The 13663-nt window shown below is 45.7% G+C and carries 15 protein-coding genes; 7 read left to right on the top strand and 8 right to left on the bottom strand.

Annotation, left to right across the window (positions count from 1 at the left end; translation table 11 throughout):
* Positions 1–97: 97 nt before the first annotated feature.
* Together ON063_RS12925 and ON063_RS12920 are read right to left on the bottom strand one after the other, a co-directional pair.
* On the bottom strand, positions 98–1129 hold the full coding sequence (locus tag ON063_RS12925) for a DUF4097 family beta strand repeat-containing protein (protein ID WP_274665405.1): 1032 nt from the start codon (positions 1127–1129) through the stop codon (positions 98–100).
* Positions 1126–1446, bottom strand: coding sequence for a PadR family transcriptional regulator (locus ON063_RS12920; RefSeq protein WP_074034162.1), 321 nt, complete (start codon positions 1444–1446; stop codon positions 1126–1128). The genes ON063_RS12925 and ON063_RS12920 overlap by 4 nt, the downstream gene beginning before the upstream one ends.
* 189 nt (positions 1447–1635) lie before the next feature.
* Between ON063_RS12920 and ON063_RS12915 the strand changes: the two genes are divergently transcribed.
* Together ON063_RS12915 and ON063_RS12910 are read left to right on the top strand one after the other, a co-directional pair.
* Positions 1636–2193: a CHASE3 domain-containing protein gene (locus ON063_RS12915; protein WP_274665404.1), complete on the top strand. Its 558-nt coding sequence runs from the start codon at positions 1636–1638 to the stop codon at positions 2191–2193.
* Positions 2194–2224: 31 nt separating this feature from the next.
* A complete protein-coding gene (locus tag ON063_RS12910; protein ID WP_274665403.1) occupies positions 2225–3652 on the top strand; it encodes a HAMP domain-containing sensor histidine kinase in 1428 nt (475 codons plus the stop codon).
* A gap of 33 nt (positions 3653–3685) precedes the next feature.
* Here the strand turns inward: ON063_RS12910 and ON063_RS12905 are convergent, their stop codons facing one another.
* The gene (locus ON063_RS12905; RefSeq protein WP_274665402.1) at positions 3686–4483 is read right to left on the bottom strand and encodes a glucose 1-dehydrogenase; all 798 of its coding nucleotides are present in this window, start codon (positions 4481–4483) and stop codon (positions 3686–3688) included.
* Between the two features lie 189 nt (positions 4484–4672).
* Between ON063_RS12905 and ON063_RS12900 the strand changes: the two genes are divergently transcribed.
* Positions 4673–5995, top strand: a complete 1323-nt coding sequence (locus ON063_RS12900; RefSeq protein WP_214695824.1) for a hemolysin family protein — start codon at positions 4673–4675, stop codon at positions 5993–5995.
* A gap of 199 nt (positions 5996–6194) precedes the next feature.
* A complete protein-coding gene (locus ON063_RS12895; protein WP_074034157.1) occupies positions 6195–7187 on the top strand; it encodes a 5'-3' exonuclease in 993 nt (330 codons plus the stop codon).
* Between the two features lie 13 nt (positions 7188–7200).
* Here ON063_RS12895 and ON063_RS12890 read toward each other — a convergent pair whose 3' ends face one another.
* Positions 7201–8004: a VOC family protein gene (locus tag ON063_RS12890; RefSeq protein ID WP_274665401.1), complete on the bottom strand. Its 804-nt coding sequence runs from the start codon at positions 8002–8004 to the stop codon at positions 7201–7203.
* 106 nt (positions 8005–8110) lie between these two features.
* On the opposite strand from ON063_RS12890, the gene ON063_RS12885 reads away from it, so the two are divergent.
* Together ON063_RS12885 and ON063_RS12880 are read left to right on the top strand one after the other, a co-directional pair.
* Entirely contained in the window at positions 8111–8437 is a 327-nt protein-coding gene (locus ON063_RS12885; protein ID WP_214790236.1) for a winged helix-turn-helix transcriptional regulator, read from the top strand.
* Between the two features lie 63 nt (positions 8438–8500).
* Positions 8501–9508 carry a S66 family peptidase gene (locus ON063_RS12880; RefSeq protein WP_274665400.1) on the top strand — a complete coding sequence of 336 codons (1008 nt, stop codon included), beginning with the start codon at positions 8501–8503 and terminating at the stop codon, positions 9506–9508.
* A gap of 4 nt (positions 9509–9512) precedes the next feature.
* Here the strand turns inward: ON063_RS12880 and ON063_RS12875 are convergent, their stop codons facing one another.
* Entirely contained in the window at positions 9513–10733 is a 1221-nt protein-coding gene (locus tag ON063_RS12875; RefSeq protein WP_274665399.1) for a helix-turn-helix domain-containing protein, read from the bottom strand.
* A 109-nt stretch (positions 10734–10842) separates the two neighbouring features.
* Here ON063_RS12875 and ON063_RS12870 point away from each other — a divergent pair, with 109 nt between their 5' ends.
* The gene (locus ON063_RS12870) at positions 10843–12096 is read left to right on the top strand and encodes an MFS transporter (RefSeq protein WP_274665398.1); all 1254 of its coding nucleotides are present in this window, start codon (positions 10843–10845) and stop codon (positions 12094–12096) included.
* Positions 12097–12116: 20 nt separating this feature from the next.
* Here the strand turns inward: ON063_RS12870 and ON063_RS12865 are convergent, their stop codons facing one another.
* The 3 genes from ON063_RS12865 to ON063_RS12855 form a co-directional block, all read right to left on the bottom strand.
* Positions 12117–12413 (bottom strand): DUF3817 domain-containing protein, encoded by a 297-nt coding sequence (locus ON063_RS12865; RefSeq protein WP_074034148.1) that lies wholly within the window; start codon positions 12411–12413, stop codon positions 12117–12119.
* 80 nt (positions 12414–12493) lie between these two features.
* Positions 12494–13000: a DoxX family membrane protein gene (locus ON063_RS12860; protein WP_214746834.1), complete on the bottom strand. Its 507-nt coding sequence runs from the start codon at positions 12998–13000 to the stop codon at positions 12494–12496.
* A 178-nt stretch (positions 13001–13178) separates the two neighbouring features.
* Positions 13179–13592, bottom strand: a complete 414-nt coding sequence (locus tag ON063_RS12855) for a pyridoxamine 5'-phosphate oxidase family protein (RefSeq protein WP_214695810.1) — start codon at positions 13590–13592, stop codon at positions 13179–13181.
* Positions 13593–13663 lie beyond the last annotated feature (71 nt).

Below are 13663 nucleotides of genomic sequence, written 5' to 3'. Positions count from 1 at the left end.
TCTCGCCATAAAAAAACACTCCCCAATTAGAATAAACAGATTTGTTATTTCATCTCTCTACCTATCGGGGAGCATATCATCGATGGAGGGGCTACGTTTATCCTGATACCGTGACGCTCCCATTTGAGCTTGTTAATTTCACTTCAATAGATCCTTCACCGAACACGCACTCTTTCGACCGTTCTCCGAACACATTGACTTTTCCATTCCGTGACTTCGCCCGAATCGTCACATCTTCCGGACGTTCATCGACGTGCAAGTCAATCTTTCCGTTGTTGGTCTTCAAACGAATCGGTGCTTGAATCGATTGAACGAGGCAGTCAATCCGGCCGTTCGAAGTCTTGGCATCAATGGCTCCTGTGACGTGATCAACATCGATTCGACCGTTCGAGGAATGGATGTTGATGCGCTCTAGCTGAGAGTGCTTCGCTTCAACACGACCGTTTGAGGAATGAAGCTCCCAATCGTGACCATGACAGTCTGATGCGAGCACTTTCCCGTTCGATGTGCGAAGTTCGCCATGACGTGCTTGAATGTGATGTGCGATGATTCGCCCATTCTCGCTCTCTACGAGTAAACGTTCCGCTTGAAGATTTTGTACATCACTTGAACCGTGACGATTCTTCAATTGAATTTGATGATAGGCGTGATGAGGTAGCTCGACCCGAAGGACCGGTGCTTTTGACCCAAACCACGAAAACAAATCAGACAGACCGAAACGACGTTCGGATTCAATCCGGATTTCTAACGTGTCCCCGACGATATCCATGACTACCCCATGGTCGGTCTCTGTTTCAAGTGTCGCGTACGCATACCCATCTTGTGATGGTGTCACGAACACCTGCGCATGTTGAACTTGAATGAGGACGCTTTGGAAAGCGACGGTCGAACTTTTGACAACTGCAGGCGGTCGTGTCGACTCCGCTACTTCAAAATCGACAGAGGCAAGTAGTTCCGATGCGAGCACGCTCGGTTCCCCTAACTCGCGCGCCATCTCTTCATCACTTCTTCCTTCTAATCGACCGCTCGTGAAGTACTCAGACACATCTCGTAAAATATCGAGGCGATCTTTCACCTTCACGTTCATCAATAATTGCTCAAGCTCTGACAAATACTGTTCTTCATTCATCTGTCGTCTCCCCCTCGGATTAAGTCATTGACGCCGTTCGTGAATACATCCCATTCCGTTCGTAACTCAGCCAAATGTGTTCGCCCTTGTTCCGTGATCTGATAATACTTCCTTGGAGGGCCTTCCCCGGACTCCATTAAATACGTTGTGAAATAGCCCTCTGTCGTCAATCGACGTAACAACGGATAGACGGCACCTTCTGAAATCGCTACTTTAGCCGAAATCGCTTGGACGAGTTCATAGCCGTAGCGGTCTTGTTCCGCTACAAGCGCCAGCACACAAAGATTGAGTACACCCTTCTTGAATTGAGGATTCATCATCCCACCCCCTACTATACATAGAACAATAGCACATCAATCACTACTATTCAATAAACAATAGTATTCATTCCCCTGATTTCTCAATATCTAGCTTCTGAGGAGGTGAATCTGTACAATGAAAGAACGACACTCGTAGGATATTTGTCACAGTCGGAATGTTCATCATTCTAGGAAGGAACGGTCTTTATGAAGTCATGGATTGACCAACGGATCGGAAGACAGTTTTTATTTGTCTTCTACTTATTCATCGGACTGATCCTCCTCACGTCGCTTGCCGTATACGTGTATACGGAAAACCAAATCGAACAGACGACGTCATCGCTCGAAAACATCAGTGAACGGCGCACGAATGCGACCGAATTGTTCGAGACCTGGCAGTCGATGCAATATGAAATGCGCGGCTACGTACTCCTCGGAGACGATGCGATGCTAGAGCGCGTACAAGATAAACAAGTTTTAATTGACGAACAGACGACTTGGTTCGAACAGAACGCCGTAACCGATAAGGAAAAAACGTATGCGAGCGATGCCCGTACGCTGTTTGTTGCTTATCAAGAACGCGTCATGCCGAGCCTCGAACGTTATGTAGAAGGAAAGCGGAACGGAAGCGTAACCGAACCCTTTTTAAAAATGCCGACGCTCGGGAAAGTAAACCCTCAAAAAGAGCCGCCGGCAGACCGTAAATTTAAAATTAACTCGAAAAGTGCCGCAGATATGAGCGCAAGAGCCGCCGGCAGACCGTAAATTTAAAATTAACTCGAAAAGTGCCGCAGATATGAGCGCGAGCATCGTCGATATGGAGAGCGTCTTCACGGAATATCGGAACTCACTGAACGCAGAAGAGGATGCGCTCCGTGCTCAACTTGCGACACATACGAAATGGGCACAAGCTTTATGGCTCCTCTCCTTACTCGGAGTCCTATTCATTCTCTTCATCGTCGCTCGCCCTTACGTCAGACGCTTAACGGGTCAACTTCAGGAATTGATTGAAAACAGCAAGCGCCTTGCCGGAGAGAAACAACCGGTCACGCCGGTCACCGTTCAATCTAAAAACGAGGTCGGTCAACTGACGACCTCATTCCGCCAGATGGCTTCGTCACTCACAACGCAGCGCCATCGAATCGAAGAAGAGCGTGAAAAGACAGCGCGTCTCCTTCACTCCATCCGCGATGCCGTCATCTATGTCGAGCACGCAACAAGCGAAAAAGTGGCCAACCAAGCCCTCTTCGTCTTGTTTAACCAACCGATCACAAAGCGAAACGAAGTCGACTTATATCGTTTAGACGCCAGCCTTGAAGAACTTGGACTGCAGGTCGACCAAAAGGATGACTTTTTCGCGTTCATGGAACGGTCGTTTGACGGACAGTGCAAAGAAGAGAGCGTCACGTTCTCGATGAATCAAGAAGAGCGCTTCATTCAAATGTATGCGGAGAAGATTTACTTGAGGGGAACACGACACGGGACGATGCTCGTCTTCCGTGATGTCACCCATGAGACTGAAGTCGACCGTTTGAAAACCGAACTCGTTTCGACCGTCTCTCATGAACTCCGCACGCCGCTCACGAGTATCATCGGATTCACCGAACTTCTTCGTTTTCGACAGCTATCTCCCGAACGTTCGGAGAAATATTTAGGGATGATCCATCAGGAAACGTTACGTCTCGAAGATTTGATTTCCAACTTGCTCGATGTCCAACGGATGGAATCAGGACAACAGACGTATCATAACGAATTCGAGCGCCTGTCCGACATCCTGAAACAGGCCATCGCAGTGCATCAAGGAGCAAGTCAACATCATCATATTTCGTTTGATTGTCAGGAAGATCTTTATGTATATGGAGACCGAACGCGACTCGGGCAACTATTCGCGAATCTACTTCATAATGCTGTGAAGTATTCTCCTCATGGTGGAGACATCCATGTTCGCGTCGCATGTGAGCGACCGGATTGGATTGATATTTCGATTGAAGACCATGGAATCGGGATTCCTCAGACCGCACTATCGAAATTGTTTGACAAGTTTTATCGCGTCGACAATTCCGCCAGTCGCAAAATCGGAGGCACTGGCCTTGGTCTCGCGATTTGTAAAGAGATTGCAGAAGGTCATGGCGGCACAATTCATGCCACGTCGAACATCGGTAAAGGTTCCATTTTCACCGTTAGTCTTCCAAAAATGGATGTAACGAGTCAAATGAGTAGTTAAACAACAAGAGGGTGCGCTAGCGCACCCTCTTGTTTACTGTACTTTATTCTCTGGACCGAATGACGGGTAAAGTGACAGCCCACCATCCGCAAAGATCGTTGTCCCTGTGACATATGACGATTCATCCGACGCGAGCCATGCGGCAACGGCGGCGATTTGTTCAGGCTTCCCGATGACGTGAGATGGGATGAGTGCTTCTAACCCTTTTTTCTCTTCTGGGTCGCTCATCGTCTCTTCATTGATTGGCGTATCAATCGCACCAGGGGCAATCGCATTGATCCGAATATGATTCGGTGCATATTCGAGAGCGACTGATTTCGTAAACATTTTTACGCCACCCTTACTTGCAGCGTAATGTGTGTAACCTGGACGTGGAATGACTTCGTGAACAGAAGACATGTTGATGATATTGCCTTCAATTTCGTTCTCAACGAAATACTTCAAGGCAGCACGGACACCAAGGAACGTTCCGTTCAAGTTGACGTCGATAATTTTCTTCCAATTATCGAATTCCATCTCATGTGTTTTCGCCTCGACTTGAACGCCGGCGTTATTCACGAAAATATCCATCTTCCCAAACTCAGAGATGGCTTTCTCGATCATTTTCTCCGCGAGTCCTTCTTCCGAGACATCCCCTTTTACAGCGACGGCTTTCCCACCACCTGCCTCGATGCCACGGATGACTTCTTCCATCTCTTTTTCACTACTACGATAGTTCAGGACGACGTTCATCCCTTCTTTCGCATAACGCTCACCGATTGCTCGACCGAGACCTTTCGAGCTTCCCGTGATGACCGCGACTTTTCCTTTTAATTCTGGATAGTTTGCCATGTGAACTCCTCCTTCATCTTCTCGTTCTTAGTTCCCACATTCCCCTCTTCATCAAACATGATTGGCTGCATTTTGAATATTTGAAACAAATCAACTATACTGAAACAAACTATTCGTTTTCAGGAACTGCCTGAAAGACGTTTGATCTTATACTCAATGGAGGTGACTCCCCGATTTTTGGGGGAATTGTTGGACAGTCCCATGTTACTCAGCTTACTCATCGTTGCGCTCTTAATCTTTTTGACTGCCTTTTTCGTGGCAGCCGAATTTTCAATTGTGAAAGTGCGTGGCGCTCGACTCGACCAGCTCGTGCTTGAAGGAAACAAGAAAGCGGTCAGCGCAAAAAAAGTCATCGAGAATATCGACGACTCCCTTTCTGCATCTCAGTTCGGGATTACACTTTCTGCACTCGGGCTCGGGTGGATTGGTGCCGACCAAATCGAAACATATATCCACACGTTGGTCGACCAGCTAAACTTATCGCCATCTCTCGTGACATTCTTGTCGTTCCTGATCGCATTCTTACTCATTGCGTTCCTGCACGTCGTCATTGGAGAACTTGTGCCGAAAACACTTGCGGTCCATGAAGCCGAAAAGTTGACGCTCCTTGTCGCACGCCCACTCTACGTGTTCACGAAAATCTTCTACCCGTTCATTCGTGCCTTGAACAGTATGGCACGTCTCACCCTCCGCTTATTTGGGGTGCAGACGACGGCTCAGGAGACGGCACACTCAGAAGAAGAGCTGAAAATCATCATGACGGAAAGTTTCCGTAGTGGTGAAATCAACGAAAACGAGTTGGCGTATGTACAAAACATCTTCTCGTTTGACGAACGAATCGCCAAGGATGCCATGGTTCCACGTATGAACATGGTCACAATCGATGAAGAAGATACGATTGAAGAGATCATTTCAGTTGTCGAAGAGCACCAGTATACGCGTTATCCGGTCACACGAGATGGCGACCGTGACGACGTGCTCGGATTTGTGAATGCAAAACAACTCTTCACTGCTCAACTTTCGAAAAATGACGCACCGTTCGAATCGTTCATTCATCAATTGCCACTCGTCACCGAGTTCACGCCGCTTCAAGAAGCGATGGTGAAGATGCAAAACGCGCAGACGATGATGTGTTTAGTCATCGATGAGTACGGGGGTACTGCCGGCCTCTTAACGATTGAAGACATCCTAGAAGAAATCGTTGGTGAGATTCGCGACGAGTTCGACCGAGATGAACAAGCAGAAATTACAGAAATTGCTCCGAAACATTACCGTCTCTCTGGACTTGTGTTAACACAAGAACTTGAGGAACGGTTTGGGATCGAAATCGAAGATGATGTCGATACGGTTGGCGGATTTGTTCTATCGCAAAAAGCGAACGCTCGGACGGGCGAACGCTTTCTCTTACCTGGCGACCATGAATTGATTGTCAGTGAAGTCGATAACCATCGAATCGTCTTCGTCGACCTGATTTTAGCTTCACATGAAGAGGAAGAGCCTCTCTCAGAATAAGGTTTCTGTCAAACCCTTCTCCTTGATTTGGAGAAGGGTTTTTCATGTGTGAACCGAACTGTCGCTATATTTTCGCCTCTTGCCGTGATATACTGCACATATGTTGCTTATTTGAGTGTCACGCACTCAATGACACAACATCACCGAAACATGGCGAGATGTTCGGTTTAAACAGAAAGAAATAGAAAGAAGGTTACGCATGGAACGCAAACTATTTTTGATTGACGGTAACTCCATGCTGGCCAGTGCTTACTATGGTGCCGCCGCGAGCCGAACGAAAAAAGGACGCGAGGTATCCAAAAACGATCGGAGTGCCGTCATCGGAATGACCGGCCTCATCCGGACGATTCTACGTAGACATCGTCCGACTCACTTTGTCGTCGTCTGGGACGTCTCACGTGAAACATTATGGCGTCGAGAACTCTACCCGGGCTATAAACGCCGCAGACGTCAAACACCGCCTGAATTGAAAGCACAGATGGAACTCATGCGCCAACTGCTTGAGGATAGTGGAATTCCACAATTCCAAGTAGAAGGCTATGAAGGGGAAGATTTAATCGCCCACATCGCACGTAAATTCAGTTGCAGTGCACCTGTGGTCATCATGACAAAAGACAAAGACTTGTTACAGCTTGTCAGTCCACGAATCACCGTTTGGTTGCAAACACAGGAGCTTCAGCAAATGCAAGCTCGCTGTGATATTCGTGATAACCGTCCGTTACCGCTCAAACGTCATTTAGAAATTCGACCAGAAGAGATTGCGGCGTTATACGAAGGATTGAAACCGAAACAGCTGTCAGCCGTTAAAGCGTTGACGGGAGACCGTTCAGACGGAATTCCACCGGTTGCGGGACTTGACGAAAACCAATCGGTCCAACTGATTAAACGATTCGGTTCGCTCGATAAGCTGTATTCTGCCTTGAGTATCAAAGGTGATAAACGACAACAAGTAAATGAAACGATCGCGGCACTGACGTCAGAGGAGGTGCCCCGTAACTTGAGACGAACACGCAAGAAAGCAGAGCGCAACATGGAGCTCGTTCGTCTTGATGTCACGGTGCCGGCACTTGACCATTTGAAGTTGGCTCATCTCGAGCTCAGCCTCAACCCGAAGCGAGTCGAGCAAGCGTATCAAAAACGCGGACTTCGTCTCTCCTTCAACGCAGGTCAGAAGAAAACATCCGCACGTTAAAAAGAACGGCCGCTCATGCGCCCGTTCTTTTTATATGCACGGTAATTCCATCTTCATCCGTCAACGTCCATTCAGACGATGTTCCGCCTAATGCCTGGTTTGTCTCTTCGTTGACAAGAAGTGTCCACGCTTCGAGTCCTGCTTCGACTCCTAGAGCCTCACTCGGACGTGCCCACACGTTCGTGCCGATGTGATGATGATACCCGTCTGCCGCTAAGAACAATGCCCCCGGATAAGAATCCGTCGTAATGGAAAACCCGAGTCGGTCATGGTAGAAGCGTTTTGCTGCTTCGATCGACCGGACTTTAAAATGCACATGTCCCATCGTCGGGCCGACCGGTAAACCAGTGAATGGTTGATTCACTGCAGCTTGAAGCATCGATTCATAGTCGACTGGTTCAGTCGCCATCTTCACATGCCCGTTCGATTCATAACTCCATTGTTCCTTCGGACGATCGGCATATAGCTCGATCCCGTTCCCTTCTGGGTCACTCAAATAGAACGCCTCGCTCACTAAATGATCGCCTTGCCCGACTTCGATGCGTTGTTCGATAAGATGCGCCAAGATGCTTCCCAACGCTACACGATCCGGTAATAGAATCGCTAAATGAAACAACCCTGCCGCTCGCGGATTCGTCTTCGCCTGCGGAACATGGTGCAAGATGACGAGCGGACGCTCTTTCGTTCCGAGCGTGGCAAGCTCTTCGGTTTCTTCAAGGACACTCATCCCAATCACGTCTACATAAAATTGTTTCATCTGTTCGATGTCACGGACGCGTAGCGTCACCGGTCCTAGTTCAATATTTTCGATTTTCATATACAATCACCTCACCTTCACTATACCCGCTCGGCTCACATTGCAGAAGTAGGCACAAAAAGGTGGTATAGTTACTTCAACGATACTAATGGAAAGGAAGAACGATGTGACCAAGATAACAAGCTGCGAAGTCGATACGGCACTCGAACTGATTACAGGAAAATGGAAGCACTCCATCCTCCTCGTCCTGATCAATGGGGATACGTTACGCTTCAGTGAGTTGAAACGAGCGTTACCAAAAATCAGTCAAAAGATACTGACCGCACAACTCCGTGATTTAGAAGAACAAGATATCGTCATCCGGACCGTCTATCCAGAAGTCCCTCCCCGTGTCGATTATCGCTTAAGCGAGTATGGGAAAACACTGATCCCGATTCTCGAAGCGATGAACGAATGGGGAATGCGTCACGCGGAACGGATGCGCTCCAACTAGTTGTCCACATGTGGATAACCATTTTAACCGATTTCATTTATCACTTATCCACAGGAGGTCGTCATGATTCGTTATCCACAGTTCACCGGTCATCAAATCGGTGTCACCGCTCCCTCGTCAGGTATACCAACAGAATTACACCATTTATTGCATCAAGCAGAACAGAAGTTTTCCGATCGAGGGTTCACGTTACAATTCACTCCGAATGCGTGGAAACAACAATTCGGGAAGTCCTCCCCGGCTCGCGTACGAGTAAATGAATTGACCAATCTCCTTCAAGACGACACTGTCGACTTGATCATCCCGCCCTGGGGTGGGGAACTCTTAATGGAAATCCTCGATCAAGTCGATTGGCAATCCTTACCCGCGAAATGGATGCTCGGTTATTCGGATACGAGTTTGTTACTCTTCGTCTATACATTAAAAACCGGAATCGCCTCGGTCCATGGTCCGAACCTGGTCGATTTACGTGCAGATGTATGGGACGAGACGAGTTCGCGCTGGCTCGATGTATTGTCAACGCGGGTCGACGAGACGGTCATCCAACGCTCGTCCGAGAAGTTCCAAAAAGAATGGCAGTTTGACAATCCGACGCCACATCTGTTTCATTTGACGGAAACGACTGAATGGAAAGCAATCGGTGGTCAACACGCGACAGGTCGATTGCTCGGCGGATGTCTTGACGTGCTCTTACATACAATCGGGACACCGTATGGAGACGTTAAGACGTTCCAACACGAGCACCTGAATGATGAACCGATTCTTTGGTATTTTGAGAACGTCGAGATGAACGTTCCGGCATTAAAAAGGACCCTTCTTCAAATGAAGTGGGCCGGTTGGTTCAATCAGACGTCTGGTATTCTGTTCGGACGAAGTGATGCCCCATCTGTGCATCAAGACTATACGACCGAGATGGTGTATGAGGAGCTTCACCACATGTTAGAGGTTCCTATCTTTTTCGATATCGATTTCGGACACGTTCCGCCGCAAATGACGCTCGTCAATGGAGCACACGCTTCCGTCCAAGTCGAGCATGGTCAAGGGACATTGATTCAAACGTTCAAGGGCTGATTCGTCAGCCCTTGATTTTAATTAGTAACCCCGTTAAGTTTTGATGATAGTACCCTTCAGGGAATTGATCAATAAGTATCTCGATTTCCTCTAACCATTGATTCCCACATCCGTAAAGGGTACCAAGTAATAGTCCTTCTAAATAAATGGCTTGGTCAATCAAGCTATGCTTCAGTTGCCATTCATTTCTTCTTTCCCACAATTCATTTAAGAATACTTCCGCTTTTTCGATATCGCCTTTCATCGCATGATAAACTCCTTTAAACATTTCAAAAGGAGTAATGAAGCGTTTTTCCTCTTTAATCACCATATAGCTTTCTTCTTTTTGCAAGATTTCTTCGATAATGTTTAATTGAACCCCCATCAAGTCTACATTATTTTGTTTCATCGCCACTAAGCCTTCTGTAAACGCCAATCTCATTCTAGAAGAATCATCTTCGGTAAAATCAACATACTGTCGAGCTTTCATGATTGCTTTCTGAATCAATTCGTTCTCTTTTCGATAAAGTGCGCAAATGACGAGAGCTCGATAAACGTCATCTGCTCGATAATAAGTTCGAGTCTGTTTCATATAATTCAATGCTTCTTGTAAATATTGAATAGCATGAGACAATTGAGCGTTGTAAAGTAATTCTTTAAAAACAAGCAGCATATAAAATTCGATCCGTGTTTTTGTTTTCATCGCTTGAGAATCGAGCTGTTCAATCAGTTCGATTTTTTCACCCGCTTCATCAAATCGATCCCAGTGCATTAAATAATATGCTTGACCGATTCGCGTCATTGCAATTTCATCTTTCTCACCTAATCGTTCAAATAACTCAATAGCACGATCATAATAATTTAATACTAAATCGCGATTGTCATTCGTCAAAATCGCGTCACCATAAAAAACATACGCTCGTCCCAACCAAATCGATTGCATGTCACTATCAAGAAATGGTTCTAAACGCTCGATAATATCTTTATTGTCCCATTTCATAAAACCCATATCTGCGTATTCGATTTCCTCTACAAGTTTTTGTAGTTCAGACTCTCTAGAATCTTTGAGCAAAAACTGTACTGATACATCCAATCGACTGGCGAGTTCTCGCAAACTGCGCATCGATGCCTCCGCTTTTCCATTCTCAATCATGCTAAGCATTGATTTCGTGACAATTCCTTCCGCCAACTGTGTTTGAGTCATTTTTTTTTGTTTTCGCAATGCTTTAATGCGCTCTCCAATCATATGACACCTCTCAAAGTTAAATTATATTGAACTTTATGTTTACATTTCACTCGATTGCCTTTATGATAATGTTAAATCACATTTAACTAATTTGTAAAGGAGACTTCTTATGAAAAAATCATTTTCAAATCTACACATCTTGTTAATCGGAAAATTCATGTCGTTGTTCGCCTCAAACTTGTTCACATTTATCGCCGGATTGACTGTACTTACCACTTCCGGTTCAGGGTTACAATTTGCGATTGTCTTGTTAGCAGGAACCCTTCCTCGCATTCTGCTCTCTCCTTTTGCTGGTGCTTATGCAGACAAGCTAAATCGCAAGCGTGTCATCGTAAATATGGAAACGTTAAATGGATTGCTGTTTCTTCTTGCCGGAATTTCGAGCTTAATTTGGACATTTAATGTCCCTGCTTATCTTTTGATCACCGCATTACTCTCTGTTTTTTCAACTTTCCTATCCGTGACTTTATCTAGCTCAATCCCTCTTTTGTTTAAGGAAGAAGAGTTACAACGGACCAACTCATTAATCCAAAGTATCATCTCATTTTCAAGTATTGGTACACCTTTATTGGCCGGAGCTTTATTTAAAATTCTACCGATTTCCGTATTTTTGTTCAGTTCAGCTGTATTCTTTTTCATCGCAGGATTAGTCGCCACTCAACTTAAATTTCAAACCCACGATATTCAAGAAACGTCTCAGTCGACTTGGAAGGAAGTGCAATCCGGTTTTCAATATCTTAAAAAGCAACGTGTTTTATGGACCATTGCGCTCCTCGCCACTTTTCTTAATTTCTTTTTTGTCGCATCCGAAGTCTTATTCCCTATTGCTGCCTTACAAGAAATCGGGGTATCACCTCTTCAATTCGGATTTTTAGAAAGTATGTTCGCTATTGGGTTTTTAGTCGCTTCATTACTACATGCATTACCATTCTTCAAAATTAAGTACCGACTTTCAACGATGAGAAGTGCCTTAATTGTTTTAAGCTTACTTTTTATCGGTCCAGCCATCCCACTTTACTTTACATTCAACGTGTTGCCCGCTATCTTATTCTTTTCGTTTTTCGCTTTATTGAGTGGCCTCTTCGTTATTCGAGCAAATATTCCGATTCAGATGTATTTACAAACGAACACAGATCCCAATTATCTAGGTCGTGTGATGGGAGTCCTCGAGTCACTTGCAATGGGAATCACACCACTTGGGTTCATTCTTTTCGGGTTTTTAAGCGATTTAATTCCAGTCGCTCTCCTCTACACCATCTGTATGGTTTGTTTACTTAGTCTCACTTTGATTTCCATGCATCGCATCCGTCACGATATCCAAGCAGAACGTGCTACAGTTCAGTCAATCGAACGCATATCGTAACAAAAAAGACATCGAACGAATCAGTTCGATGTCTTCTCTGTTGACGGGAGTACCCGTTTTTCTAATAAAAATGGTCCGAATGGGATGACGGATGCCATGACGGCAAGCGTCAGCACTTTGAAGCCCCAACGGAAGCGCCACGCCATGTACATGGCCGCAAGTACGTAGGCCACAAACAAGAAACCGTGCGCTGCGCCGACAATACTGACCGCGAGTGGAATACCCGCCATGTATTTCAATGGCATCGCGATAAACAGTAACAACAAGAAGGACACACCTTCTGTGTAGCCAAGCCATTTAAAATGAGTCGTAGTCATATGCGTTCTCCTTTATCTCTGTAGGCTATATCTATCGTAGCCGAAACATGAGAGGTTTGTCACAGGAGAGTGCATAAAAGTTACGAAGCTATTTGACGATTTGGTGAACGATGCAATACTTTCGTTTCGACGAAGTTGCGAAGGAACAAACCGTCGACTCCGATTTTCCCTGCGTTATGTCCAGCAACCAAAATCAATACAGATACGATCAACATCGTTGGGTTCGTACTGACCGTTCCAGAGAGCAAGAAAGCCATGTTCATGACAAGCCCGAAGAACGCCGCGCTACGTGTGAGTGCACCGAGCAATAACCCTAACCCGACCAAAAATTCACCATAAGGAATCAGGATATCGAACAATCCAGCGTTTGGAATCGCAACGTTTTCTAAGAATGCAGCCCACCATCCTGCGACGGCTGGATGTTCTCCAGTCGCGAGTGTCACCGCGTTGTTTAAGAATCCTTCCGTTCCAAAGCCACCTGTGATTTTACCCCAACCGGCTGTTAACCAATGATAACCGAGCCATACACGTAACACCGTCAAGATTGCCGTAGCGATGTTATGATTTTGCCAAAATTTCGTGAACATGATGATTCCTCCTTTTCAAGAAGTTGAATAAATGAATAATGTGATTACATTCACAATATACCATCTATGTTCACTATTTCACATATGTATTTTTGTTTGTTCATGATTCGTCCATATGTACGTCACACTCTATTCATATCCATCAAAAAGACGCCTACTTGAGGCGCCTTTGAGGATTTTACAAGGTCACTTCTTGAGGTGGCTGACCTTTCTTGTTCATCACACGCATCGATTCCGGCTCGATTTTGAGGATGACAAGCTTCGGATCGTCTGGTCCATCAAACCAGCCTTCGAGTTTGTCGTTCCAAACTTTTTCTTTCATCGATTCATCATCTGACACAGTCGCTTTCCCTAAGATTTCTAAGTACGTGTCGCCGACCCCATCGCCATCATAACCAATCAAAATATGCGTATATGGATTCTTCTCTAATTCCTCCACCTTATCTGTATCGTTCGAGGTTGCTGTGTAGAGTGTAAAATCATCATGGAAAAATGTCATGTAACGACTATGTGGCTTCACCTTATATACGGTCGCCATCGTCCCTACATCACTTGAATCTAGGATTTTTAAAGCTGTTTCTTTTGCACTCATTCCGAATTCCTCCTTCATGGTTTGTCGCTCGTATACTGTTCCCTCAAACCACACGATTAAACACAAAAAAA

It is taken from the genome of Exiguobacterium sp. B2(2022) (genome assembly GCF_028823655.1).
GTDB lineage: Bacteria > Bacillota > Bacilli > Exiguobacteriales > Exiguobacteriaceae > Exiguobacterium > Exiguobacterium aestuarii_A.
Note: the sequence above shows the minus strand (reverse complement) of the source record. Positions and strands in the feature narration are given on the sequence as shown.

What these genes read in the sequence shown, in the direction of transcription:
- ON063_RS12925 (WP_274665405.1), bottom strand. Translation starts at nt 1,129, where the DNA reads ATGAATGAAGAACAGTATTTGTCAGAGCTTGAGCAATTATTGATGAAC.
- ON063_RS12920 (WP_074034162.1), bottom strand. Translation starts at nt 1,446, where the DNA reads ATGAATCCTCAATTCAAGAAGGGTGTACTCAATCTTTGTGTGCTGGCG.
- ON063_RS12915 (WP_274665404.1), top strand. Translation starts at nt 1,636, where the DNA reads ATGAAGTCATGGATTGACCAACGGATCGGAAGACAGTTTTTATTTGTC.
- ON063_RS12910 (WP_274665403.1), top strand. Translation starts at nt 2,225, where the DNA reads ATGAGCGCGAGCATCGTCGATATGGAGAGCGTCTTCACGGAATATCGG.
- ON063_RS12905 (WP_274665402.1), bottom strand. Translation starts at nt 4,483, where the DNA reads ATGGCAAACTATCCAGAATTAAAAGGAAAAGTCGCGGTCATCACGGGA.
- ON063_RS12895 (WP_074034157.1), top strand. Translation starts at nt 6,195, where the DNA reads ATGGAACGCAAACTATTTTTGATTGACGGTAACTCCATGCTGGCCAGT.
- ON063_RS12890 (WP_274665401.1), bottom strand. Translation starts at nt 8,004, where the DNA reads ATGAAAATCGAAAATATTGAACTAGGACCGGTGACGCTACGCGTCCGT.
- ON063_RS12880 (WP_274665400.1), top strand. Translation starts at nt 8,501, where the DNA reads ATGATTCGTTATCCACAGTTCACCGGTCATCAAATCGGTGTCACCGCT.
- ON063_RS12875 (WP_274665399.1), bottom strand. Translation starts at nt 10,733, where the DNA reads ATGATTGGAGAGCGCATTAAAGCATTGCGAAAACAAAAAAAAATGACT.
- ON063_RS12870 (WP_274665398.1), top strand. Translation starts at nt 10,843, where the DNA reads ATGAAAAAATCATTTTCAAATCTACACATCTTGTTAATCGGAAAATTC.
- ON063_RS12865 (WP_074034148.1), bottom strand. Translation starts at nt 12,413, where the DNA reads ATGACTACGACTCATTTTAAATGGCTTGGCTACACAGAAGGTGTGTCC.
- ON063_RS12860 (WP_214746834.1), bottom strand. Translation starts at nt 13,000, where the DNA reads ATGTTCACGAAATTTTGGCAAAATCATAACATCGCTACGGCAATCTTG.
- ON063_RS12855 (WP_214695810.1), bottom strand. Translation starts at nt 13,592, where the DNA reads ATGAGTGCAAAAGAAACAGCTTTAAAAATCCTAGATTCAAGTGATGTA.